26 protein-coding genes are annotated in these 23,743 nt (G+C 61.4%); 11 read left to right on the top strand and 15 right to left on the bottom strand.

All coding sequences use genetic code 11. The features are described 5' to 3' along the window. Positions 1–37: 37 nt before the first annotated feature. From AC1D1B_RS07130 to AC1D1B_RS07120, 3 genes are all read right to left on the bottom strand, one after another. Positions 38–769 carry a DUF2270 domain-containing protein gene (locus tag AC1D1B_RS07130; RefSeq protein ID WP_477330661.1) on the bottom strand — a complete coding sequence of 244 codons (732 nt, stop codon included), beginning with the start codon at positions 767–769 and terminating at the stop codon, positions 38–40. A 160-nt stretch (positions 770–929) separates the two neighbouring features. Next, positions 930–1,160 carry a hypothetical protein gene (locus AC1D1B_RS07125; protein WP_477330659.1) on the bottom strand — a complete coding sequence of 77 codons (231 nt, stop codon included), beginning with the start codon at positions 1,158–1,160 and terminating at the stop codon, positions 930–932. Positions 1,161–1,253: 93 nt separating this feature from the next. Further along, positions 1,254–1,556, bottom strand: coding sequence for a hypothetical protein (locus tag AC1D1B_RS07120; RefSeq protein ID WP_477330657.1), 303 nt, complete (start codon positions 1,554–1,556; stop codon positions 1,254–1,256). Between the two features lie 304 nt (positions 1,557–1,860). Here AC1D1B_RS07120 and AC1D1B_RS07115 point away from each other — a divergent pair, with 304 nt between their 5' ends. The 8 genes from AC1D1B_RS07115 to AC1D1B_RS07080 all read left to right on the top strand — a co-directional run bounded on the left by AC1D1B_RS07115 (position 1,861) and on the right by AC1D1B_RS07080 (position 11,317). Then, on the top strand, positions 1,861–3,000 hold the full coding sequence (locus tag AC1D1B_RS07115; protein WP_477330655.1) for a helix-turn-helix domain-containing protein: 1,140 nt from the start codon (positions 1,861–1,863) through the stop codon (positions 2,998–3,000). Positions 3,001–3,430: 430 nt separating this feature from the next. Beyond that, on the top strand, positions 3,431–5,080 hold the full coding sequence (locus AC1D1B_RS07110; RefSeq protein WP_477332083.1) for a putative bifunctional diguanylate cyclase/phosphodiesterase: 1,650 nt from the start codon (positions 3,431–3,433) through the stop codon (positions 5,078–5,080). 278 nt (positions 5,081–5,358) lie between these two features. Beyond that, complete coding sequence (locus AC1D1B_RS07105; protein WP_477267762.1) at positions 5,359–5,880, top strand: ubiquinone biosynthesis methyltransferase UbiE; 522 nt, start codon at positions 5,359–5,361, stop codon at positions 5,878–5,880. Continuing rightward, positions 5,877–7,055 (top strand): methyltransferase domain-containing protein, encoded by a 1,179-nt coding sequence (locus AC1D1B_RS07100; protein WP_477267761.1) that lies wholly within the window; start codon positions 5,877–5,879, stop codon positions 7,053–7,055. Before AC1D1B_RS07105 ends, AC1D1B_RS07100 begins: the two co-directional genes overlap by 4 nt. After that, positions 7,052–9,418 carry a SpoIIE family protein phosphatase gene (locus AC1D1B_RS07095; RefSeq protein ID WP_477330653.1) on the top strand — a complete coding sequence of 789 codons (2,367 nt, stop codon included), beginning with the start codon at positions 7,052–7,054 and terminating at the stop codon, positions 9,416–9,418. The genes AC1D1B_RS07100 and AC1D1B_RS07095 overlap by 4 nt, the downstream gene beginning before the upstream one ends. A gap of 2 nt (positions 9,419–9,420) precedes the next feature. Then, the gene (locus AC1D1B_RS07090) at positions 9,421–9,981 is read left to right on the top strand and encodes a slr1658 superfamily regulator (RefSeq protein WP_162712409.1); all 561 of its coding nucleotides are present in this window, start codon (positions 9,421–9,423) and stop codon (positions 9,979–9,981) included. Positions 9,982–9,999: 18 nt separating this feature from the next. Further along, positions 10,000–10,338: a slr1659 superfamily regulator gene (locus tag AC1D1B_RS07085; protein ID WP_477242300.1), complete on the top strand. Its 339-nt coding sequence runs from the start codon at positions 10,000–10,002 to the stop codon at positions 10,336–10,338. Between the two features lie 310 nt (positions 10,339–10,648). Continuing rightward, positions 10,649–11,317: an ATP-dependent DNA ligase gene (locus AC1D1B_RS07080; RefSeq protein ID WP_477330651.1), complete on the top strand. Its 669-nt coding sequence runs from the start codon at positions 10,649–10,651 to the stop codon at positions 11,315–11,317. Between the two features lie 194 nt (positions 11,318–11,511). On the opposite strand, the gene AC1D1B_RS07075 is transcribed toward AC1D1B_RS07080, so the two are convergent. From AC1D1B_RS07075 to AC1D1B_RS07030, 10 genes are all read right to left on the bottom strand, one after another. Continuing rightward, a complete protein-coding gene (locus tag AC1D1B_RS07075; RefSeq protein ID WP_477267757.1) occupies positions 11,512–12,057 on the bottom strand; it encodes a hypothetical protein in 546 nt (181 codons plus the stop codon). After that, the gene (locus AC1D1B_RS07070; protein WP_477330649.1) at positions 12,054–12,800 is read right to left on the bottom strand and encodes a DsbA family protein; all 747 of its coding nucleotides are present in this window, start codon (positions 12,798–12,800) and stop codon (positions 12,054–12,056) included. Before AC1D1B_RS07070 ends, AC1D1B_RS07075 begins: the two co-directional genes overlap by 4 nt. Positions 12,801–12,883: 83 nt before the next feature. Continuing rightward, on the bottom strand, positions 12,884–13,597 hold the full coding sequence (locus AC1D1B_RS07065) for an SCO family protein (RefSeq protein WP_477330647.1): 714 nt from the start codon (positions 13,595–13,597) through the stop codon (positions 12,884–12,886). A 3-nt stretch (positions 13,598–13,600) separates the two neighbouring features. Next, on the bottom strand, positions 13,601–14,125 hold the full coding sequence (locus tag AC1D1B_RS07060) for a TlpA family protein disulfide reductase (protein ID WP_477330646.1): 525 nt from the start codon (positions 14,123–14,125) through the stop codon (positions 13,601–13,603). A gap of 28 nt (positions 14,126–14,153) precedes the next feature. After that, positions 14,154–14,594, bottom strand: a complete 441-nt coding sequence (locus AC1D1B_RS07055; protein WP_477330644.1) for a DUF411 domain-containing protein — start codon at positions 14,592–14,594, stop codon at positions 14,154–14,156. 30 nt (positions 14,595–14,624) lie between these two features. Then, a complete protein-coding gene (locus AC1D1B_RS07050; RefSeq protein ID WP_477330642.1) occupies positions 14,625–16,061 on the bottom strand; it encodes a multicopper oxidase family protein in 1,437 nt (478 codons plus the stop codon). 137 nt (positions 16,062–16,198) lie between these two features. After that, positions 16,199–16,666 (bottom strand): hypothetical protein, encoded by a 468-nt coding sequence (locus AC1D1B_RS07045; protein WP_477330641.1) that lies wholly within the window; start codon positions 16,664–16,666, stop codon positions 16,199–16,201. A 33-nt stretch (positions 16,667–16,699) separates the two neighbouring features. Then, entirely contained in the window at positions 16,700–16,939 is a 240-nt protein-coding gene (locus tag AC1D1B_RS07040; RefSeq protein WP_477330639.1) for a GDCCVxC domain-containing (seleno)protein, read from the bottom strand. Positions 16,940–17,093: 154 nt separating this feature from the next. After that, entirely contained in the window at positions 17,094–19,313 is a 2,220-nt protein-coding gene (locus AC1D1B_RS07035) for a sensor domain-containing diguanylate cyclase (RefSeq protein WP_477330637.1), read from the bottom strand. A gap of 208 nt (positions 19,314–19,521) precedes the next feature. Next, complete coding sequence (locus AC1D1B_RS07030) at positions 19,522–19,710, bottom strand: hypothetical protein (RefSeq protein ID WP_477330635.1); 189 nt, start codon at positions 19,708–19,710, stop codon at positions 19,522–19,524. 240 nt (positions 19,711–19,950) lie between these two features. Between AC1D1B_RS07030 and AC1D1B_RS07025 the strand changes: the two genes are divergently transcribed. Further along, on the top strand, positions 19,951–20,517 hold the full coding sequence (locus AC1D1B_RS07025; RefSeq protein WP_477330633.1) for a hypothetical protein: 567 nt from the start codon (positions 19,951–19,953) through the stop codon (positions 20,515–20,517). Positions 20,518–20,682: 165 nt separating this feature from the next. Next, positions 20,683–20,985, top strand: a complete 303-nt coding sequence (locus tag AC1D1B_RS07020; RefSeq protein WP_142868601.1) for a DUF1330 domain-containing protein — start codon at positions 20,683–20,685, stop codon at positions 20,983–20,985. A gap of 49 nt (positions 20,986–21,034) precedes the next feature. Here AC1D1B_RS07020 and AC1D1B_RS07015 read toward each other — a convergent pair whose 3' ends face one another. Both AC1D1B_RS07015 and AC1D1B_RS07010 read right to left on the bottom strand, forming a co-directional pair. Further along, positions 21,035–21,664 (bottom strand): ankyrin repeat domain-containing protein, encoded by a 630-nt coding sequence (locus AC1D1B_RS07015; protein WP_477330630.1) that lies wholly within the window; start codon positions 21,662–21,664, stop codon positions 21,035–21,037. A 139-nt stretch (positions 21,665–21,803) separates the two neighbouring features. Further along, the gene (locus AC1D1B_RS07010; RefSeq protein WP_477330628.1) at positions 21,804–23,012 is read right to left on the bottom strand and encodes an MFS transporter; all 1,209 of its coding nucleotides are present in this window, start codon (positions 23,010–23,012) and stop codon (positions 21,804–21,806) included. A gap of 249 nt (positions 23,013–23,261) precedes the next feature. Here AC1D1B_RS07010 and AC1D1B_RS07005 point away from each other — a divergent pair, with 249 nt between their 5' ends. Beyond that, positions 23,262–23,681, top strand: coding sequence for a VOC family protein (locus AC1D1B_RS07005; RefSeq protein ID WP_477330626.1), 420 nt, complete (start codon positions 23,262–23,264; stop codon positions 23,679–23,681). Positions 23,682–23,743: the final 62 nt, after the last annotated feature.

Genomic DNA, 23,743 nt, shown 5'->3' with positions numbered 1-23,743 from the left:
TTAGCGCGGGGTGCCGATTGCGATTTCGGAGCCATGCTCAGACATGCACGGTGCCATGCGAAAGCTCGCCCTCGTCGCTTGAAATGAGGAAAGCGGCTGCGAGCAGGCCGACATAGAACAGTCCGACCATGCAAACCACATAGATGCCCGGAACCGGGCCGAGCTGCGCCACGCGCGCGGCGTCGAGGAACGACGCACCGAAGCCGATCGGCGATCCTTCGCGCTGCAGGCTGGGCGTCGTGATCTTCAGCACCCAGGCCAGCATCAGGATCGTGTACATAAAAATGTACGTGCGGCGCAGTCGGCGCACCAGAGCCGCGCGCTGCGAGATCAGAAAGCGCGGCGATCGCAGGCCTTCACCGACGATTGCCAACCAGTTGGAGGCGTAGTCAGGCTGCGGCGAGAAGATTTGGGCGAAATAGTAGCGCTCGAACTGGCGTACCCTGGCGCGGTAGACGTCGAAGAAGCGGTAGCGCCGCGCTTCGATCCACAGAAGCAGCGTGATCAAGAGCATGGCAAACAGCAGCACGCCGTGATGGGCGCTGGGCGTCGACAGCGAGACAGACAGCATGGCGGCGACGACAGTGATTGCCCAGTTGCTGGTGCGGTCCAGCCGGTCGCGCCAGCCGGCCATGCGGGCTATCTCGGCGCGGTGGAAATGAGACATGGTGGTCGCGAGTTCGGATGAGGTGAGCTTCATCGCGAACGCATCCGACGCCCGCGGCGCTGCTGCCGCTTCGGCTGGCTTCACAGTCTGGACCTGTGACATTCCCCGCCACGCGCCTCCCTAACGCCATGGCCGGCCGAAACAAGCCGGCCTTCACCCCTATAGACGCAACGCGCGGCGGGCCGAAACGTTCCAGCCTCTTTCCTTGGAGGGTTTATGCGCTCAGCCAGGCCCGCTCGGCTACGCGATCGAATGCGGTGCGCTAAGGGTCGCTTCCCGCGACCTTTTGCCGACGAGACCTGACCGCTTCCAGCAGTTCGCGCTCGCTGGTGCGAGCATTTCGAAAAATGGCCACAACCATCACCGCCAGGATTTCGGCGTCCGGGTCCAAGGGGTTAAGATGTTCATCCGCGCAGACCTGATCGAACACATGTTCGCAAATAGCCAGATCGTGGGGGCTGAGGCAGGTGCGGTTGAAGCGCGTACGCGGCATTTGTGCGAACCTTTCAGGGCCCGCTGCTCGACCAGCCGCTGAGGCGATGGAATGCTCCAGCGACAATATCGTCGACAGTGTATTGCGGTGAGTTTACTCGTTTCTTGACGATTGGACGGTCAGCAGTCCCAAAATTTGCGCGCACTCACGAGCTTTATACTGACCAATGTTCATCAACTGGTAGTAATCATGTCGCTTGTTTTCCGGGATATGAAAGCCGCGCCTAAAATCGGCCGCCTCCTGCGGAGTTCGAGTGCAGCCGATTTTACTGGCTGTAACTTTCAAACTTGCCAGTGAGCATCCGATCCTGGCCGCAATATCCTTCAACGGCTCGTTGTTAATGTATCCGTCAAGAATTATCTTGCGACGAGCTTCGCTGTTGAGCTTTGCGTTCATTTCGACGGTCTCCCCGACTACGCTTCCACAATACTCAATTGTATATGCAGCGGCCTGAAGAGTGTCCTTAGCGTCGCATCCAGAAACTTATCTCGGAATGCATTTCTTGCTACAACTCAGCGTGATCGCCTGCTCTGTCGACGCGAGTTCCGCTGACGGTTGGCAGTCGTTTCGGCTGTGGTCACCGAACGGCTTGATCTGGCTGGTTTGTCGATATCGGCCTCAAAGCCTTGCCAGATACCCGAGATAGACCACATGATTGCGAGGGGCATGGGCATAGCCGATTCGGATATGGCACCACGCGATGGACGCAAAAAGGCAAGGCAAGACCCCTGCGAAGCAGCCGCCGGAGCGTGATCGACGTCGTTGGCCGCGCGAAGCTCAACCTCATAACGAGTCAGCGTCGCCACTCGGGCCGGCGCTCCAGCCTCTGTCCTTTTCAACGCTCGAACTGGCACCAGAGGATCAATTCGCCACCTGGCAAGCGCACATGGCTCCGCTTGTCGAGGTCAAGTTGCCGGATGACAAGTCGCCGGACGATGGCTTTCCTGCCGACCACACGGCTTGGAACCTCGGTGGCATGCTGATCGTCCAACAGCACGCTCCGGCACATAGTTACATCCGTTCTGCCGCCAAGCTTCGGTCCAGTTCGATCGATCACTGGTATGTCGCCTTGCCACGTACTGGCCGGTCGTGGACGGAGGTCGATCGCCGCGTTGCAGAAGGCCAGCCGGGCAAATTGGAGATCAGGTCGCTTGGCTATCCGTTTCGCGGGAGGACAACGGACTCCGAAAGTCTCTTTCTCTATCTGCCGCGTGATTTGTTCTCTGATGTGGCCGCAACCCTCGACGCGAAGAACAATTCAATTCTGATCGGCAACTTTGCCAGCCTCTTGGTTGACTACGTCAACAGCATCGAAGCAAGACTGCGCAGTCTCACGGCCGAAGATCTGCCCCGCATCGTGCATGCAACACGCAGCATGATCATTGCCTGCCTCGCGCCGCCGGCGGAACATGCCGCCGCCGCCGAACAATTGGCGGGTGTCGCGCTGATGGAGCGAGCGCGCCGATACGTCCAAAACAATCTGGATACGCCTCATCTGACACCGGATTCAATGTGCCGGGCGCTCGGCGTATCGCGCTCTCGTCTCTATCAGTTGTTCGAACCAAGCGGTGGTGTTCTCCATTACATACAAAGCCGCCGGCTTCTGGCAGCCCATATTGCGCTTAGCGATTCGGCGGACAGCCGGCGCATCGTTGAAATTGCCGAAGCCTTCGGGTTCAGTTCAGCCGCTAATTTCAGCCGGGCATTCAGCAAGGAATTCGGTTACAGCCCCCGCGAAGGCCGCACTGTGGTGTTGCCGCGCCCCGCCAACTCGGTTTCGCCTGCTGGACACGAGAAGGCCTCTTCCTTTGAAGGTTGGCTCAAATCGCTTGGAAGCTGAGTACGGGATCGGCGATGTTGAGATGGGCAGGTTCAAGCAGGCTTGCAGGCTTGTCGGGGGCGGCCAAGGCCACGCTGCCTCATGAACCAGAATATTTCGTGTCGCGTCGACCGCGCCATCAATCATACAGCCAATTTCCGCCAATTGCCGATTTATTAAGGAACTGTGACTGTTCATCATTGTCGACAATTTGCCGCCAATCACGGCGGCGCATACATTGCAACTACGCAGCATGCGGAACTTGTTAAGACTGCAAGTTGAAAAGTTTGCCAAGCTTGGCAGTTATGCTATTTCTGGACTGGGGGACGCGAATTTGCACCGCCTATGGAGGTGGCTCTTGCGCCCAGAGGCATCAGGCGTCGGCACGGAGAGTGAGGGGCCTTCCTCAAGCGATGTTCCACGCGCCGGCGAAGCGCTTCTCGCTGACCTTTTGGCAAACACGACCGAACTTTTGTCGTTCTATGACCGCGACTTCTGCCTGACGCACTACGCAACCAAGCTCAAAGGCGTGTACGGAGGCGCGGTAGCGCCGGGTGCCGCCGTTTGGGAGATCTACCCGAGCTTCCTCGATGCAAGGTATCGCGACGAATTTCTTCGTGTGTTCCACGGCGGCACTCCGGCAAGCATCGACTTGCCGCGATCATCGGGCGAAGCGCCCCGTTCCGTTTTCGTCTTCGCCGCCGCGAATGGTGTGGGAATCATCGAGACAACGGGGCACGGCGAGCGGAGCGCGGCGGAGGAGCAGGAGCATGTAATTCTGCTCCATCATGCGACGCACGACGTGCTGACCGGACTGCAGAATCGGCGGCGATTCGGCGAGCGGCTGCAGCAGGCGCTGGCGGCCATCGGCGGAGCAAAGCCGAAAGCCGCCCTGCTGCAAATCGACCTCGACGATTTCAAAGCGGTCAACGACACGCTCGGTCATGGAGCCGGCGACACGCTTCTTCAGCTCGCGGCGGGTCGAATCCGCGACGCGCTGCAGGACGGCGAATCCGCATACCGGTATGCCGGCGATGAGTTCGCCGTCATCCAATTGGGAAAGGATCAACCTGCGGAAGCCGAGCGCCTCGCAGGATCGCTGGTCGACGCGTTCAAGGAGCCGTTCGTCATCAACGGCATTCCCGTCTTCGTCGGATCGAGTATCGGAATTGCTTTCGGGCCGGAGCACGGGACCGATGGCGAGCAGTTGATGAAAGCCGCGGATATTGCTCTTTACGCGGCCAAGACGGATGGACGCGGTTGCGCTCGAACGTTCAACCGTTCGATGCTGCTCTTGCTCGAGCAACGCGAGAATCTGAGGCGCAACCTTCGAACCGCGCTGGAGCGGGGCGAGCTTTATCTGGAGTATCAGCCGCTCATTCGGTCTCCCGCGTCGGTGATCGGTTTCGAAGCGCTACTGCGGTGGCGGCACCCCGAGATCGGAATCATTCCACCCGGCGTGTTCATACCGATCGCCGAGGCGGACGGTCTGATGGACGAGATTGGACGATGGGTGCTCGAGGAAGCCTGTCGCCAGGCATTGACGTGGCCCTCCTCGCTGACGGTCGCAGTGAACCTGTCGCCGGCTCAGTTCTTTAGCGGTTCGCTGACGGATACCGTCGCTCAGGTCATCGATGCAGTTGGAATCCGGGCCGACCGACTTGAACTCGAGATTACCGAGACGGTTCTTCTCGAGAAGACGATCGACAATATCGACACATTAAACACTCTGAACGTCTTGGGAATACGAATATCGCTCGACGATTTTGGAACATACTACTCATCGTTGAGCTACCTTAAGAACTTTCCCTTCGACACGTTGAAGATAGATCGGTACTTCATTGCGGACCTGGAGACCGATCTCAAAAGCCAGACCATCGTGCGATCGATCATAAATATGGCGCACGGCCTGGGAATAAGCGTCACCGCCGAGGGGGTCGAGACGTCGGCACAGGCGCGGTGGCTGATCAAGGAGAATTGCGATTGCCTGCAAGGCAATTTCCTTGGGCGCCCGCTCGGAGCCGAGGCAACCAGCAATTTCATCAAACGGTCCCCGCTGAGGGTGGTGCGAGCAATGGAGGAATCAAATCGGGCGGTTTAGAGCGGTTCAGCTTTTGATAGTGCCGCCGACCCGCTTTAAGTATTTGTTTTTACGCAATTCCGGACGGAAAACCCCTGCGCACCTTTCCTGGAATTGCTTTGCACCTTGCACCCTTTGTTAACGGTGAAGTGGAGATTTGTAGAAACGATCGAGGCAGATACCGCTCAATTCTTCGAGTCGGTGCAAGAGTGGCTCATCACGGCGCGCGGTGAAATTTTTCGTCGCGGAGACCATCGCCCTACCAGGGCTCAATGCTGATGGAACAAGGGAGGTTGCCTATGGGACCTGTTCATCATGAGCTGGCTGGCGAGCCGACTTTTGCGCCCATGATCCAGATCGACATGGAAATCAAAGCTTTCGTCTCCGCCTGGAGACACTGCGATTATGTCTCGACATACATGGCCCGGATGATCAGTCAAAACAGATCAGACTCGGTCCGGCATTCAAATCTCTTTTCCTCTGCCCTCAATGAATTGCTGGAAGTCGCCTTTCGTACGCGCCATGCCGGTGGTGAACTGGCATGCAGGGTGTCCCGCCACGGCGCGACGGACAGGATCGAGCTGACGTTCCCATGCGTGCCAGAGGAGCGCCAATTCTACGAAGAAGCCGTGTCACACGTCGCAGGAACAGAGGCCAGGGAGCGATACCTCAATTCGGTGTCTGGGGATCTCGCGCCCAGCCGGGAGGTCGTGCTCCTGGAACTGGCTGTCGACTACAACGCGACACTCAGGGTCGAGGAAGCCGATGGTGATGCAATCAAGCTTGTCGTGGATCTTCCGCTTGAGGGCCTGCAACATTGAGCCCTTACGACCTCCTCCCGCGCTTCAAGGCGCAATATGACGCCAACAACCAGGAGTTCTCCATATCCGGGGTGGTCCGGCCTCAGGCGATCGATGAGCTTGGGCCTAGCATAGCGTTGCTCCGCGATGCGATCGGCCGTGTGCGCGGCGTTCTCTACGTCAATGTCAGACGCCTGACGCAGATGAACAACGCCGCGTTTCACGCGTTTTCGAGGATCATCATCGACGCCTGCCGCGCTCGGCCCGATCTCAAATTCGTCGTCATCACGTCAAGCGTCGTCGGATGGACCTCGCGAAAATTCGGCCGCTTGAGCGGAATCGAGCCGAACATCACGGTCGAGGAGTACGACAGCGAATTCTATCCGGGACAGGGCTTCCTCGAGGAAGGCGGGTTCGTTCCGATCCTGCGTTCACAGACGAAGATGACCTGGCGCCACGAGCGCGCAATCTTGCCGCGACACGGCATGAGGCAGGGGATCGTCATGGCCGACATCTGTTGCGGGATCGGCGATTTCGCCGTGCTCGTGCAGAAGGAGTTCCAGCCATCGCGGATCGTCGCCCTCGACCACTCCATATCGAGCCTGAACTATGCCCGACAGGTGATGCGGGAGTTCGATATCCGGGGCATCGAATATACCTATGGCGATGCGTCGGAGATGCTGCTCGATGAAGCGCAGTTCGACCTGGTGACCTGCCGGCATTCCCTTCAGATATTCAATCGGCCTGAACTCATCCTCAAGGAGCTCTACCGCATATGCAAGCCGGGCGGGCGGGTCTACATCACCAACGAGAAGAATTCGCATTGCCTCGGCGAGCCGCGCGCCGAAAGCATCCGCTGGACCTACAACGAGGTGGCGAAGCTGTTCGGGCATTTCGAGATGGACGTCGAGCTTGGGCCCAAGAGCCGGCGATATCTGATGGAAGCAGGATTCGAAGACATCCGTGTGGAGACCTTCATGGTCACTAACCTGGACGGCGATCCGCAGGATTTCGCTGATGTCATTGCGGCCTGGGCGGATGTCTATGCGGGCGAGATGGCGACCAGGCGCGGCGATGGACCGGAGTTCGTCGCACAGTTCCGGCAGGGCTTCGAGGACCACATTTTCGCTGCGCTCCACCCCAAGGGTTATGCGGGGTGGCCGATCTGGGTCGCATCCGGGCGACGGCCGCAATGAAAGCCGACAATGAGCCTACGCCGCGCTTCGGCCTGCGCTCCTTTCGAGCGAAATTCGTGTTGGTCGTTGGCGGCGCCGTCCTGTTCGACCTCCTGCTGAGCGGTGGCTTGGCGCTTTGGAACGTTCAGAAGCTGTCGCGCGACGCAACATCGGAAGTCGGTGAGGGCCTGACGACCGCAAACCAGGAATACATTCGTTCCTATGCCGAATCGACAGCGTTGAGCGTTGATCTGCTGCTCGATCGGGTTCACGGCGACGTCAAGGCGCTGGCTGGCATACTGCAGGCCCAGATCAACGAACCGTCGAGGCAGCAAGAGGTCGGAGCGACGCTTTCGCATGAAGCGCCCGGCTCCGTGAAGGTCGTCTACGACGCGCAGGGCGATTGGGCGCAGAACCTGCCGGGCGCGCCTTCCGTGGTCAGTGTCTGGGGCTACCTGCTGGGCGCCGACCACGCTCCGCTGCCGGGAGTTCAGAAGGAAATAGAAGACAGTACCGTGATCGATCTCGTCGCGCCGACTCTCATGGCCAGCGGATCGTCCAAACTGCAAATGTACTATATTGGTCCAAAAGAACGGCCGATCTTCAGGACGGTGCCGTATACGAACCAGGCGCAGACCTTCGACAAGCTCTATCCCGGCCACAACAAGGCGGAGTTCTGGGAGTTCTTCTTTCCGGGAATCTATGGCTCATGGCAGCAATGGGCCAGGGATCCGGCCTCGCGTCCGGTCCCTGACGATATCACCCAGACAGCGCCCTACACCGATGCAATCACGGGAAAGCTGATCGTCAGCTTTTTCCACCCGCTGTGGACGCGCGATCGCACCGGTATCGCAGGTACGGCCGGGGCCGACATCACGCTCGATCAGCTCGCGGAAGTCGTCGAAAGGGTGAAGATCGCTGAAACCGGGTTCGGCTTCCTCACCATGTCGACTGGCAATGTGGTGGCGATCAATCCGTCGGGCCAGGCGATCATCGGCCTGACTTCGTCGAGCGACGCGGGCACGCAGGGCGTCACCGGCCTGGAGCGGTCCCTGCGGGGAAGTACGCAGCCGGCTATCGCGTCGCTGCCTCTCGGCCAGAACAATGATGGTGTCATTCAGCATATCATGCTCGACAACAAGGGCGAACGCGTACCCTACATTGTTGTCCTCAAGCGACTGAAGCCGACCAATCTGTGGAGTTCGGGACCGATCAAGTCCGAAACGATGTCAGTCGGGATCGTCGTTCCCGAACGGGAGATTTACGCGTCCCTGTTTGCCGCGCAGAAGAGTATTTCGCGCGCAACCAATCGTATCCTGCTCTTTCAGATCGGTGCGATCATCGTTTCGCTTCTGATTGTTTTCGCGGCCGTGCTCGGAATTTCGAAGCGGATCACCGCGGGCCTCAGGGCGCTTGCCAGTGCCGCCCAGCGGCTCCAGACCAAGGACTATTCAGTCCGCGTCAGCATTCCGACGCGCGACGAGGTTGGAGCCGCTGGCATCGCTTTCAATCGCATGGCCGAGCAGATCAGCTTCCACACGGAAAACCTTGAGCAACTCGTTGACGAACGAACCAGGGAGCTCGGCGACGCCAATCAGGAGATTTCCGCTCTCAACGAAAAGCTGCAGGACGAGAACGTCCGCCTCGGCGCCGAGCTCGCGGTTGCAAGGCAGATCCAGTTGATGGTCCTGCCGAAAGCATTCGAACTCGAAGCGATTCCGGGGCTGGAGATCGCAGCCTACATGCGACCGGCCGACGAGGTCGGCGGTGACTATTACGACGTCCTGCAGAACGGATCACGGATCAAGATCGGCATCGGCGACGTGACTGGTCATGGTCTCGAGAGCGGCGTGCTGATGCTGATGGTCCAATCCGTTGCACGCGCGCTGCAGGAGACCGACGAAGCGGATCCGCATCAGTTTCTGGACCGGCTCAACAGAGCAATCTACAAGAACATCGAGCGGACGAACACCGGCAAGCATCTCTCGCTGGCCTTTCTTGACTTCGAGGATGAGCGGGTAACGCTATCCGGCCAGCATGAGGACGTTCTCGTCGTGCGTGCGGACGGGGAAGTCGAACGCATCGATACGCTTGATCTGGGTATGCCGGTTGGCCTGGAGAATGACATCTCGAAGTTCATCGACACGCGTGACATCCTGTTCGAGAGTGGCGACGTGATCGTGCTGCACACCGACGGTGTGACCGAGGCGGAGGATCAGGACAAAAGGCTATTCGGGTTCGAGCGCCTCTGCCAGAGCGCAAAAAAACGTCAAGGCGGGAGCGCAGAGGACATCAAGATCGGGATCATCGAGGATCTGATGGCCCATATCGGAGTCCAGAAGATCCACGACGACATCACCCTCGTGATCATAAGGCACACATAGCAATGACTACGCTGTTCGGGACCCCTGACATTGCAATCGGGATGAAGGAGAGCGTCAGTCGCGTTCGGCTGTTCGACGGACCTCTCGACTTGAGTTGGCGTCATTGTGCCACGACCTCGGACTTCATCGCCGATCTTTTCGCGTTGCGCTTCCGGTCGTCCCGCAATGACTACATCGAAGTGCGGCACAGCATCGGATATCTGGTCAACGAGCTCATCGAAAACGCCGTCAAGTTTCGCGCACCGGGCGAGATCGTGATCGAGGCGTCGATGGATTCGGAGTGCTTCAAGCTCAAGGTGTCGAATGATGTCGATGGTAAAAACGCCTCCGAGTTCAAAAACCTCCTGGCGGACATCACGGTTGGCGACCCCAGAGACCTGCTGATACAGCGAATTGAAGCGAATGCCGCGAGCCCCGACGTGTCACGCTCCGGACTCGGATTGCTGACGTTGATGAGCGACTATGGCGCACGCCTGGCCTGGATATTCAGCTCCGCCGACGAAAGCGATCGGATTTGCCTGGAAACCTACGCCTCCATTCCGATCTCGCAAACGCACAACTAGAAGAAACGAAGCCAGGTCATGGAAATCAAGACAGACGACTACCGCGTGTGGAACGAAGGAAGCGATATTTTCTTCGACGGCGCAATGCGGCTTGCCAGTTCCGAGGCCGGTGCGCCCGTCACGGCTTTGGCGACCAGTGTTCTTGCCTCAAATCCCGCTTCCATTACACTCAATCTGAAGGACCTTCACTTTCTCAACTCTTCCGGCATCAACCTGCTGGCGAAATTTACCATCGAGGTACGCAAGCATCCCGATGTTCGGCTCGTCGTGCGCGGAACGCCCGACATACCCTGGCAATCGAAATCATTGCCGAACCTGAAGAAGCTGCACCCCGCCCTGGTGCTTTTGATGGACTAAGGCCTGTTGGTCTTCAGGCCTGAAGACCCAACAGACCTTAACTGGGTCGCCCGAAATTGGCCAAGGGACTGCGTGAGTCAGCGGCAATCCTGGCCAGCATCGGCCAGTCGGTGCAAGAGCGCCGCATCGAGTGAGATATGTACGCAAGGATAAGTATCTGGATGCGAAGCTAACGACATTCCGGCTTCGTCCGTAGATGTTCGCAATGGGTCTGGCGGGGGCTCGGCACAGGCGGCAGGCGTCCAGAAAGCTGGGGTGTCGCTGCCTGTGCCGGCAACGCCTCCCGCTACGCGGTCAAAGGTGTCCGTCATTGAGTAAGCGTAGCAAGGTCAGCGGCGGCCGGCTGGAGTTCATTCCGCCGCAGGTTCCGACTCTGGTCGAGCAACCGCCTGAAGATGAGGGATGGGTTCACGAGGTCAAGTTCGACGGCTATCGGACGCAGCTCATCATCGATCAAGGCGGCGTGCGTCTTTTCAGCAAGAACGGCCATGACTGGACGACAAAATACTGGCCCATCGCGCTGGCAGTCGAGCTGCCATGCAGGGCTGCCATTCTCGACGGCGAGGTCATTGTAGCCGGCGAGCAGGGCGCCCCCGATTGCCCTGCGCTGGAAACCGCGATCTGGAATGAGCCGAGCCGGCTGGTGTTCGTGGCGTTCGACATCCTCCATCTCGATGGCCGCAATCTTGCTCCCTTGCCCCTGTTGCAGCGCAAGCAGGCGCTGTGGCAACTGGTCGAGCCTGGCGCCGGCAAGATCCGATACAGCGAGCATTTCGACGGCGATGCACTGGCGATCCTCCGCGCCATCGACAAGATCGGGCTTGAGGGTATCATCTCGAAGCGCGCCGACAGCCGCTACCGGAGCGGACCGTCGACCGCATGGCTGAAGGCCGGATATTTCGAGGAAGGCGATTTCCGAATTGCCGAGCGTCATTCGCGAGCCTGGCACGGCTCCAATGGCCCTGATGGCCACGCGTGACGGCGAGAGACGGTACATCGGCTGCGCTGTCATCGCAATGAAACCAGTCAATTCGCCTCGCGTGATCAAAATATATTAGCACAGACGCAAATAGGCCGCAGAGGATTCCGGAAGCGCGAGCCAGTACCGTGACAGCGGTCCGCCTCGCTTTTCAGATCGCCGCCAATTCCGTCTGCTAGGGGTGGTCTTCCGAGTTACATCCCTCCGCCGCAGCCGTCGGAAAGGTCCCACACATCCACGATCTGCTTGCCGGTGAAGCCGTGCTCGTGGATCAGGTATTTCGCCAGTCCGCCATACACCTTCCAGCGCCAGCATGGACAGCAGCACGGGCCCTTCTCCTCTGAATTGGCCATTGCGTAGTCGTAGGCCATCTGCTCGTCGCCGCTGAGGTTTAGGTCGTAGTAAGGCATCATCTTCTGTGCGATGCCCGCCGGAATGTCATAGGGATCGCTCGGGATCATCGCGATGTCGCGGTATTTGGCCAGGCCGTTCACCTGGTCGGCATATCGTTTCATTTCCATCGGGCTGCAACATGAGCCTGTAATCCGTGACATCGCAGGCAGGGTCGCGATCGACTCTGTAAACTTGGCCGAACAGGTGCTGTTGCCGTTCTGGCTGAGATCCTTGAAACGGGCCGCCAGGTCGTCCGTAGCCATAGCCTCGTCCTCGAATAGGCCAAGGGCCGTGGCGGCGCCGATTGCGCCGAGAACGACCGTTCGTCGGTTTGGGTTCGCCGTCATTTGCCGCTCCTTGCCTGCCGGATCAGTTTCTTCATCGTCTCAAGATCGGTAGCACCCGGAAAAATCTGATCGCCGACGACGAAGCCCGGCGTTCCGGTGATCCTCAGCGCCTGGGCCAACTCCGTGTTGCGGTCGATCAATGTTTGGATGTCGGGCTGCTGCATGTCGGTCTTCATGCGCTCGACGTCGAGCCCGACCTCGCCGGCGATCCTGAGTACGGCCGCCTCGGTCACCCTGGTCCGCGCACCGATTAGCGCCTTGTGAAAAGCGCCATATTTGCCTTGAAGTCGCGCCGCCAGCGCCGCCTTGGCCGCGAACAGGGAATCCGGACCCAGAATGGGAAATTCCTTGTAGACGATTTTGAGCTGCGGATCGTCGGCTGCGGCCTGTTCCATGATCGGCGCCATCTGCCGGCAATAGGGGCAATTGTAGTCGAAGAATTCGACCAGGGTGACGTCGCCCTGCGCGTTGCCGCCGACGGGGCTTTGCTTGTCGCGGAAGATGTCGTCGGCGCGCGACGCCAGCACCTGCTTTGCCTGGGCCGCCTCCGCTTCACGCTGACGCTGGTCCAGGCTTTGCAGTGCCTGCATGAGAACCTCAGGATGCGCCAGGATGTAGTCATGGATCCGCTGATCGAGCTGGTCCTGGGACATCTCGCCGGCCGCACGCGCCGATATGCCTTGAAAACCCGGATTGAGCAGGAGCCAACCTGTCAGCGCGGCAATAAGGACCGTGCAGAGCATGCCTCCACGGGAAGGTCTTGCCTGTCTTGGCCTGGTGAACATGTGCCTTTCTCCTTTTCTCGCAGTTGCCCTGTGCTCTCGCCTCAAAACAGGTCCCTCAACTTCGCCAGCCAGCCTTCGTCCGGCTCGGCGTGCGGGCGCTCGACATTGTTGGTCAGCGCGTTGACGAAGGTAACGAGATTGACGGGCGCGAAGTTCAGGCCGTGGAAGTTCGCCCGCCAGCGCCCTTCCTTGTCGATCACATGGGTGACGATGCCGTGCATCTGGTAGCCGTCATCGGACAGGCTGAACTTGTGACCGAAGGCTTCCGCCAGCCTGCGAGTCGCATCCTCCGGCTGATCGGGGGTCGTGGTCAGGAACAACCAGTTGGCCGGGTCGAGCCCATGCGCCGGTCCGTACGCATTGAGCACATCTGGCGTATCCTTTGTAGGGTCGGTGGTGATGGTCACGAAGGTAACCTGATCCTTCATCGGCGTGCCATTCACCATCTTCTGGATCTCGGCGATCTTCTCGGTATGGAGCGGGCACACGTCCGGGCAGGATGTGTAGATGAAATGAAGCACGACGACATTGCCGAGGAGATCAGCCGGCCGCACGGTGCGACCGTCGGCGGTACGCAGCGTGAAATCGGGCGCAGGCTTGTCGATCGGCTGGAAATATTTCTCGTCGTTCTGCAGCATGGCGTCGACATCGTCGAGCGAGTGCGCCCGAGCGCCGTGAGCGAAGCCGGCGACCAGCGCCGCGAGCGCGACCAGCAGCACACGCGTCCATTCGTTCCAACTCGATTGGATGTGCATCGCTCATTTCCTTTCCGGGTTGGCGGCGATGCGGCCGCGGATGAAGTCGACCATATCGGGCGCATCCCATTCGGCCGGCCCGATCAGCCGGCCGATTTCCTTGCCGTCACGGTCGATCAGCAAAGTCATCGGCAGGCCCACCGCGCCGAGCGTGAACATGGCCTTGGCCGAAGTGTCGATGTTGACTTCAAGGTGCTCTATGCCGATCTCGGTGAAGAATTTCTTGACCGCGTTGGGGCCCTTCCTGTCCATCGACAGCGCGACGACCTCGAAGCCCGGTCCGCCGAGTTTTGCCTGCAGCCCGTCGAGCGTCGGCATTTCCTTGCGGCAAGGCGCGCACCATGTCGCCCAGATGTTGAGCAGCACCACCCTGCCGGAATAATCGGCCAGCGTTCTCGGCTGGCCGGCGGCGTCCGTGAAGCCGATCTCAGGCACTGCAGCGGGCGTGTCGACAACCGCAAAGTTCTGCGGCGCCTCCGCCGCAGAAGCGGGCAGCGCCGCGGCGAGCAACGCGCCGAATATCGCCATCGTTACTCTGCTTATGACCACCGGGCTCTCACTCCGTCGCGTAGACGGTTGGCGCCTTGCCGTCCTTGGTGAAGGCGTAGATCGTCCAGGTGCCATCCTTTTCGCCGCCCATGCCGGGGGCGCCTGTCGGCATGCCGGCCAGCGTGATGCCGGTGATGGCGGGCCGTTCGGTCAACAGCTTCTTGACGATGTCGACCGGCACCAAACCATCGACGACGTAGCCGTCAACCATCAGCGTGTGGCAGCCCTCAAGGTCGGCGGGCACACCTGCATCGCTGCTGATCTGCGACAGATTGTTGACCGGCTTGATGTCCACTTTGAATCCGTTGTGCTCCAGGTAGTTGGCGTAGGATTCACAGCAACTGCATTGCGGATTCTTGTACATGACCGCCTGGATCGTCGCCGCGACTGCGGGCAGGGGCGTTGCGACAAGGGCGGCGAGGGCGGCTAGGCGATAGATCAATTTCATTTCAGTCTCCTTTGGGTAAGCGGTTCAACTTCATTTGACGCGGAATACGGTCATCAGGCCGGCCATCTGGTGGTCGGCGACATGGCAGTGCAGCATCCAGTCGCCGGGATTGTCGGCGACGAAGGCGCATTCGATCGTGTCCTTGGGGGCGAGCAGCACCGTGTCCTGCCATTGCCGGTGTGGCACGGGCGCGCCGTTGCGCGACAGCACCAGCATGCTGAAGCCGTGGATGTGCATGGGATGCCACCACGCGGTCTCGTTGCGGATCGTGAGGTGGCAGGTGGCGCTCCGTTCGAGCGTGAACTGCGGCGCCATGCCGGCGTGGCCGTCGCCGGTCATCGACATGCCGTTGATCGCCCAGGCGGCCCCCCCGTTCATGCCGGGCATTCCCATGCCCATCATGCCGCCGACGCCCTTCAGCTTGCCGCCGCCCATCATGCCGCCCTGCAGCATGATCTCCTGGTGCACGGCGTTCGCGAGGTCCGGCGCGGGTAGCGGATTGCGCGGCAGGCCGACAGGCGCGTCGAGAGGATGGGCGCGCAACGGCGCCGCTTTGTCATAGGCGAGATTGGTCAGCGTATAAGCAAGGCCGTCATAGAAGTCGTCTATGACCGCGTGGCTGCTGCCGGGGTCACCCAGCATGTCGAGCACGATGTCGATGCGCATGGCCGGCGCCAGCACCAGGCGGCCGTCCTCCGGCTCATGCGGGTCGCAGGGCTGGCCGTCGACCGCGACGACGACCGGGCGGTGGCCTTCGAAGCGAAGCCCCATCATGCGGGCCAGCGAGGCATTGGCGAGCCGCAGCCTGACGCGCTCGCCCGCCCTCACATTCTGATCGCCCGGCGCGGTGCCGTTGATGGTGATGAGGTTGCCGACGCGGCCGGACATCGACGCATCCATGGCGCTGCCGAAGCCGCCGGCGATCTGGCCGTCGGCGGCGAGTCGCCAATCTTGCAGCAGCCAGAGCAGGTCGCGGTCGACGGCGACGGGCTCGGCCTCCTCGACGATGAGCGGGCCGGCAAGACCGCGGCCGAGTTGCACCAGGCTGTCGGCGTGAGGGTGGTACCAGAAGGTGCCCGCGTCTGGCGGCGTGAACTCGTAGATGAAGCTCGTTTCCGGCTTGATGGGCGATTGGGTCAGGCCGGGTACGCCGTCCATGGCGTTAGGCAAGCGGATGCCGTGCCAGTGGACCGTTGTGTCCTCATCCAACCCGTTCTCGATGGTGATGCGGACGGGCTCGCCCTGCCGCAGCCGCAGCGCCGGCCCGGGGACGGTGCCGTTGTAGGTCCAGACAGCGGTAGATTGGCCGTCGACGCCGTTCAACGGCGCCTGGCCCGGCGCAACCTTGATCTGGCGTTGGTCCACGGCCGAGGCGCGCGCGGGACGCAGCGAAGCGGACACGGCAGCGCCCGCCACTGCCGCGAGAAACCCGCGGCGCGACAGAATGTAATGGAAATCGTGATTCACCCTTCAACCCTTTGCCATCTCGATCGATGGCGGGCATGCCGACATCGAACTGGATTGCCGCGTGCGCCCGCGGCGCGGCGATGCGCGACGCAGGCGATCAGGCGCCGGGAATCAGCCGTGCGGCGGCTGAAACGGCGTCAGGCGCTGGGTCTGGGAGGGTACGGGTCAGGCAGGGAACTTCGCCCGTACGGGAACGGTGTGGGCAGCGATGACGGCTGCTGCGAGCGGGGAGCTGTCGTCATCGCAAGACCCTGCGGCAGCACCGCAAGCACGGGCGCAATGCAGGTCGGCGAACAGTGCATCGGATTGCCATTGTCACCGGCATCCTTGAGGCAGGCCTTGCAGTCGCCCTTCATGCCGACATCGGCCATCTTGCCCATGCCTGCACCGGCGGGCATCGCCATGCTGTCGTCGGCTGTCATTGTCATCGTTGCGGACATGGCGCTGGCTTGAGCGGCGGACAGGCTGAACCCGGCGGTCAGAAAGACCGCGAGCAGCATGACGAGCAGATGTTTTGGCGAAAGCCGGGCCACCATCCCTTTAGGCTGACCGCAAAGCGCGGCTTTTGCAAGTCCCAAGCCCGTGATCGCCAGCTGCTGCGACATCACGGCCGCTCGGCTTCGCTTGGCGCGAACTCGTCAACCCTGACAATCCTTGCCGCCGCACGACGCCGGCGGTCTTCCGGCACGCGCCTCCTGGACCGGCGGACACTGCACATCTCCGTACGAGCAGAAAACGCAACAGTATCCCGCCTTCGGCCGGAGCAACGTCCCGCAGCCTCTGCATTCGTAAAAGAACTGGCAAGCATCGACCGGCATCGTCTCGCTGGCCTGATGCCCGCAATGCGGACAGGTGAGGGTGGATGTGAGTTGCGTCATGCGGATCGCACCGGTTCAGCAATCAGTGTGGCAACGCTCGCACCGACCATGACCGCGCCGACACAGGCGCGAGTGCATCGGCCTCCAGTGAGGTTATGCGTACATCACCATCTCACATGCTTTCCGCTAAGCACATAGCTGATCGGGCGAAAGCCTAGCCCTTGATGTCTACACTCGCTTTCGCGGCCGATACCAGCTGGATCGCGGGCCGTTCGCCGGGCGCGCCGCTCTTGGCGACGACGACGCGGTCGCGTCCTTCGCCCTTGGCTTCGTAGAGCGCATGATCGGCGGCATTGGTGATTTCAGCCCAGCCCGCGCCCTGCTCGGGGTAGGCGGCGACCCCGAACGAGACCGTCACCGTGCCCAGTGTGCGGCCGCGATGCGTCAGATGAAGCTGCCTGATAGCGTGGCGCAGAGCTTCGGCCCGCTCGGCACCTTCCTCGAGCGAGCATCCCGGCATGACGATGGCGAATTCCTCGCCGCCGTAGCGCGACACGACATCGCTGTCCCTGGCGTGCTCGATCAATGTCGCGGCGACCTGCTTCAAGACGAGGTCGCCTGCTTCGTGCCCGAACGTGTCGTTGAACTGCTTGAAGTGATCGACGTCGAGCATGAGGATCGTCAGCGGCTGGGCCGAGCGTTCCATCCGACGCAGTTCGCGGCTGCTCGTTTCCTCGAGATAGCGCCGGTTGAACAGGCCGGTGTTCGGATCGCGGATCGATTGCTGCCTGAGTGTTTCGCGCAGGCGCAGATTGGCCAGCGCCAATGCCAGCGTGTCGACGACGCCGCGCAGGATCTGTTGCCGCTCAGCCAGCCATTGCGGTCTCTCGGCCGCATTCGGTTCGCACAGATGCAGGATACCCAGCGTCTCGCCTTGCGCTGCCAGCGGCATGCAGACATAGCCCTTCTTGCCGTTCTCGGTGATATGGGCGCAGCGCGGCGTCAGCATGCCAGGGCCGGCGACATGCTCCTGGCCGCGTCTCAGGGCCCAGCAGTCTTCCGGCGCAAATTGCCCGACGCTCGACCGAATATCGCCCCAATGCGCCATTTCCTCGACCAGGTTGCGCGAGGCGCTGGTCAGGTGGACGGTTCCACTCAAGCCACCAAGGAACTCGGCCATGGCGGTGCCGACCACTGAAAACGCTTCGGGGAAAGTCACGCAGGCCTGCAGCAGCTCCCCGAGCTTGACCAGACGGGTTGTGGTCTCCGACTTTTCGTGCAGCTCGCGGTTGAGTACCGCAAGCTGATCGGCACGCTCGTTGACCACCCCCTCGGCGCGGCGCAGCTCGCTGATGTCGCTCAGCGTCAGCACGAGACCGCCGTCGGACCTGCTGAGCGGACTGCAGCTCGCGATCACCGGCACATGCGAGCCATCCGACTTGGCCAGGCGCACTTCGCTTTGGTGCTGGCGGCCGGTGGTCAAGGCCTGCTCGACAGGCGACGCGCCGCCGGCGAACTCACCGCCTCTGGGATCACGCATTGTCATCACCGAGGCCCAGTCCTGCCCGACGATCTTGTCGGCGCGCCGTCCGATCATCGCCGCCGCCGCGGGATTGACGCTGGCGACGCGGCCATCGGCGTCCAGCACGGCAATACCTTCGGCCGCCGTCTCGACGATGTCCTCGGTGTGAGCTTTTGCGGAGGCAAGCTGGTCGGCCATCATGTTGAAGCCGTGCGCCAATTGCCCGAACTCGTCCTTGCGGGTGTGATCTATGCGCGTCATGGCATCGCCTTTTGCCAGCGATTGCATGCCTCGCATCATGTCGGAAAGGCCGGCGCCGAAACGGTTGAGCAGCAGCCATGCGAATGCCGTCGCTACCAGCATTGCGGCCGCCGCGCTGAGGCCAACCAGCCAGAGCATGTCGTTGGTGCGCTGTTCGGCGGCGCGCAGCAGGGGATCGTATTCCAGCAGCACGGCGCCGGCGATCGCACCCTCGGCATTCTGTATCGGAACGGCAAGTATCTCGTTTGCCTCATGGGCATCGGAAAACTTGCGCGGGACGCCGTCCGCCAGGGTCTGGCCGACTTCGTTATTGGGGTCGTGATCGAACTTCTCGCCGATCGTGTGTTCCTCGTCGGCGGCATGGGCGAGGAGGACCTTGTTGCGGTCGACGACCAGGAAATCCCTGAGCGAGCGATGGTGCTGCAACTCCAGGAATTCGCGCAGCGCGTCAGGCCGCTCGAGCAGCGAAGGCGAACCGTCGGATGATTTGAAGACGATGGTGTCGGCCAGTTCGCGCGCGACGTTGGTCGCTTCGGTCAATCCCAGCGAGTTGGTCGCTGCTTTCTGCGTAAAAATGGCAACGCCGCCAACCAGCCCGATCAAGGCCGCGGCGCTCACCATGCTGAGGATGATCTGGCTTCTAATGCGCATGACACGAATCCGCCGAGGATACCGGCATCCTATACGCTGGATCGAGCCTGTATTTCATTGTCTGTCTTTTATTACCAAATGCTTATCAACGTGCTAACGGCGAGCCCGAACCTTGTCCCGTCGAACGCGATCAAAGACAGGCGATTGCCGGCTCGTCAGCCGATGGCATGCCGAGGCCGCTCCTACCCGAAGCGGCCTCTTGGTGGGACTACCGCAGCCTTGCCGACCGTGGAAAATCCACCACCTCCGCCGCCGGCCGTGTGTACTGGGCCGCAACGATCGCCTCGATCAACAGGTCGAGCGCCGCAAGGGCCTCGCTGCTCGTTTCGTCGTCACCGCGCAGATAGTGGCAGGCCCGCTCCAGATGCAGCCGGGCGGCGGCAAAGTCGCTTTTCATTAGCTTCTCCTTATTGCCCGCCGTGCGCCGAACATGTGCGACTCGCTTTACCCGAAAGCAAACATCCACAGCCGCATTTGAATCGAATTGTCCTGACCTCGCCGGATGTCCTGGATGGGGAGAAACCTGTACAACCAAGTCGGCTGCAGCCGTTGTTCCGGCAGGAAGAGATCGCAGCTTCCGACGCCTTGCTTCAAAGTTTTTCCAGATCGGTTATTCTTCATCGCTCACGAGGTCACGATGAGCTTCAGCGCAAAACCCCTCGACGAAAGCACCTGGCCGCAGTTCGCCACGCTGGTCGAGCGGCACAATGGCGTCTGGGGCGGCTGCTGGTGCATGGCCTTCCACGCCAAAGGCGTCGGCGCTGTCGGGAACCGCGCCGAGAAGGAGGCCCGGGTCGGCGAGGGCCATGCACATGCGGCCCTCGTTTTCGACGGCGCGGCCTGCATCGGCTGGTGCCAGTTCGGCCCGACGCAGGAGCTGCCGCGCATAAAGCACCGGCGCGCCTATGAGGAAGGGCTGACGAGCCTACCGGACTGGCGCATCACCTGCTTTTTCTCCGACAAGGCCTATCGCGGCAAAGGCGTGGCGGCGGCAGCACTTGCCGGCGCGCTCGCCGAGATCGCCCGGCTCGGCGGCGGCACTGTGGAAAGCTATCCCGAGGACGCAGAGGGGCGCTCGGTCGCCGGCGCCTTCCTGCACAATGGCACGCTGGCGATGTTTGAACGCCAAGGTTTTCAGCGCGCCCGCAAGATCGGCAAGCACCGCTGGGTGGTCGCAAGGACGGTGGAGGCCGGCGGCGTCTGATAGCTTGGTCACCAAGCTGTCTCCTCGGATTTGCTTAATATGATTTGATACTAATATGATTGCCGCATCAGCGGATTTTGACGACTTCGGCGGGCGCCGATGCGTTGCTGATGATGTGCAAGGCAATTTGAGAAGGGACGATTGGCAACAGGGAGGACACACGGGATGGCGGCCTATCTTATCGCCGATGTCGATATCACCGACGCGGCCGTATTCGATCAATACAGGCGTGAGGTTCCGGCCACCGAGGAGCGCTATGGCGGCCGCTATCTCGCGCGCGGCGGCGCGACCAAGGTGTTCGAAGGCGACTGGCATCCGCACCGCCTCGTCATCATCGAATTTCCCGACATGGCATCGCTTTCGGCCTGGTATGACTCGCCGGAATACGAGCGTTTGAAGGAGATCCGCTTTCGCAGCGCCAGGACACGCATCCTGGCTGTCGAAGGGATCGCTTTGTCGCCGACCTAGGCCGTGATCTGTCGCGCTGGGAGAAATGTGCCGGAGCGATCTGACGCGCTTACTTGCCTTCGAAGAAAGCGTGGATCGCGGCTTCCAGCTTCTCGATAAGCTCGGCATTGCGGGTGCTGCCGGCCCAGATCAAGGCATTGAGCCGCATGTCCTTGTTGAGGAAGTTCACCTTCCTCGTTTCCAGCAGATATTGCGCCACGTCATAGTGCCGCCCCTTGATCGCCTCGATGAGCGCACTGTTGCGGCCGGTCTTGTCAGCCGCATTGACGTCGGCGCCGTGTTCGACGAGCAGCTTGACAATATCCAGATGCCCGGTCCTTGCCGCCTCGATCAGCGCCGTCCGGCCATAGTAGTCGGCGCGCGCGTCGATATCGATGCCAGGATGCTTGACCAGCGCCGTTACGGCGGCGTGGTGTCCCTTGGCCGCGGCGAGGCTGAGCGGCGTGCTCTTCCACTTGTTCCTGGAATTCACGTCGATCTGCGGATGCGAAATCAGCGCTTCGAGCACCGGGCCGCGGGCGTTGTGGGCCGCCAGATGCAACGCCGACCAGCCGCCCTCATCCGTCTGGTTGATGTCAGCCCCTGCCGCCAACTCGGTGCGGAGGGTCTCGATGTCGCCTTTCTCCGCCGCGCCCAACAGGGTCGACCAGCCTCTGGCGTCTTCGGCTTCCAGGCCCATCGCAACTGCCTCCGTGAACGGACTTGGCTAGGATCGCACGCCGGCAGGCCGGCGTGCGATATCTTCGGCCAGAAGCCTTTCACAATCGCATGCATGGGGCAAACAGATTTCCGCGTCGCCAGGGCAGGAACCAGGGATTTCAGGCCGCTTGTAGCTGCTCCCGACCTGGCTGCGGCGGGAAGGCGATAGCGATGCCGGCAGCACCCAGGCCAATCAGCGCCGAGCCGATGAACAGCCATGAATAGCTGGCATAGGCGTCGAAGATCATGCCGCCGGCGAGCGGCCCGAACGACATGCCGAGGCTGGACAGCAGCGTGGCGGCGCCAAGCACCGTGCCGATGATGCGCGGTCCGAAATAGTCGCGCGCCAGCACGGCGTAGAGCGGCATGACGCCGCCATAGGTGGCGCCAAAGATGATGGCCAGCAGATAAAACTGCTCGAGATTGCCGACGGCGAGATAGGCGGCGATCACCACCGCCTGGATGGCGAGGCCGACGATCAGCACCGGCTTGGCGCCCAGCCTGTCGCCGAGCACGCCGTAGAGCACGCGCCCGCCAAGGCCGGCCAGGCCTTCGACGCTGTAGATCGACACCGCCGCCATCGGCGCCACGCCGCACGACATGGCGTAGCTCACCATGTGGAAGATCGGCCCGGAATGCGCCGCGCAGCAGGCGAAGAAGGTCATCCCCAGCACCAGGAATTGCGGCGAGCGCAGCGCCTGGCCAACGCTCATTCCGGGATCGGCGGTAGGTGCGGGCGCGCTGCCATCCGATGCCGCGACCGCCGCCGACGGCTGGCGTACCAGGAAGACGGCGGGCAGCAACAGCACCCAGGCCATCACGCCGATGTCGAACATCGCCGTACGCCAGTCATAGGCCGTGATCAGCCAGCGCGCGAAAGGCGAGATGGTCATTGGCGCCACGCCCATGCCGGCCGAGACCAGCGACACGGCAAGGCTGCGATGGGTGTCGAACCAGGCGGTGGTGAGCGCGATCATCGGCGCGAAGAAGGCGCTGGCCGCGAGACCGACGATGACGCCATAGCTCAGCTGGAAGACCAGCAGCGATTGGGCACGGCTTGCAACCACCAGCGACAGGCCAAGCAGCACCGCGCCGGCAAGGACGACGGGCCGGGCGCCGACGCGGTCATAGATGGCGCCCCAGGCGAAACCGCCGGCGCCCATCACCAGAAAGTTCAGGGTCATGGCGCTGGAAATGCCGGTGCGCGACCAGTTGGTGTCGAGCGCCATCGGCTCGAGAAAGATCGCCAGCGAAAACATCGCGCCGAGCGCCACACAGGTCATCAACGCGCCAGCCGCGACGATGACCCAACGGTAGGAATTGTTCATGGTCTTCTCCCGAAATCGGTTCGATGCGGCGCGCTAGCTCCGTTGCGCCGCTTGCGTCCGAAGGACGTTGGCGGGATTTCGAATCCGACAATCCGGTTGCATTTTTTATCCGGTTTGCATGGAAGTCCATCCGGAGGCCGCAAAAGCAGGCGGCGCAAGGGCTGCGACGCGCCGACAAAATACACAGCCGAATTGACGAGCCATTCTGCGGCACTAGGTTTGTGATCTCGTAAACGGGAGAGATCGCTCATGGAGCTGCATCGCGGCCGCCTCATCGACCACGTCCAGCTGGTGGTCAGGGACCTCAAGGCCAGCCGGCGCTTCTACGAAGCCGTTTTCAAGGTGCTCGGCATTCCGATCGGTGGCGAGGCCGAGGACTATTTCTGGGCGGACGAGCTGTTCATCTCCAGCCTCGATAGCCGGGCGGCGAGGGGGCAACTGACCGGGCGCCATCATCTGGCCTTCCAGGCCAGGGACAACGCCATGGTCGATGCCTTTTACACGGCCGGCCTTGATGCCGGCGGCACCGACAACGGCGCGCCGGGCGAGCGGCCCTACCATCCCGGCTACTATGCGGCCTTCCTGCTTGACCCCGACGGCAACAACATCGAGGCGGTGTTTCACGGGCCGGCAAAGCGCAGTGCCGCTTCGGTCGAGATCAATTTCTAGGCCAGCCGTTTTCGCCCCACAATCCTCGTAAAAACAAAGCGTTGCAGCGGTTCGCCGATTCA

The sequence above is a fragment of the Mesorhizobium sp. P2_C5_2 genome, assembly GCF_056404535.1.
The sequence above is the reverse complement of the archived record's forward strand: the minus strand, read 5'-3'. Positions and strand labels throughout refer to the sequence as shown.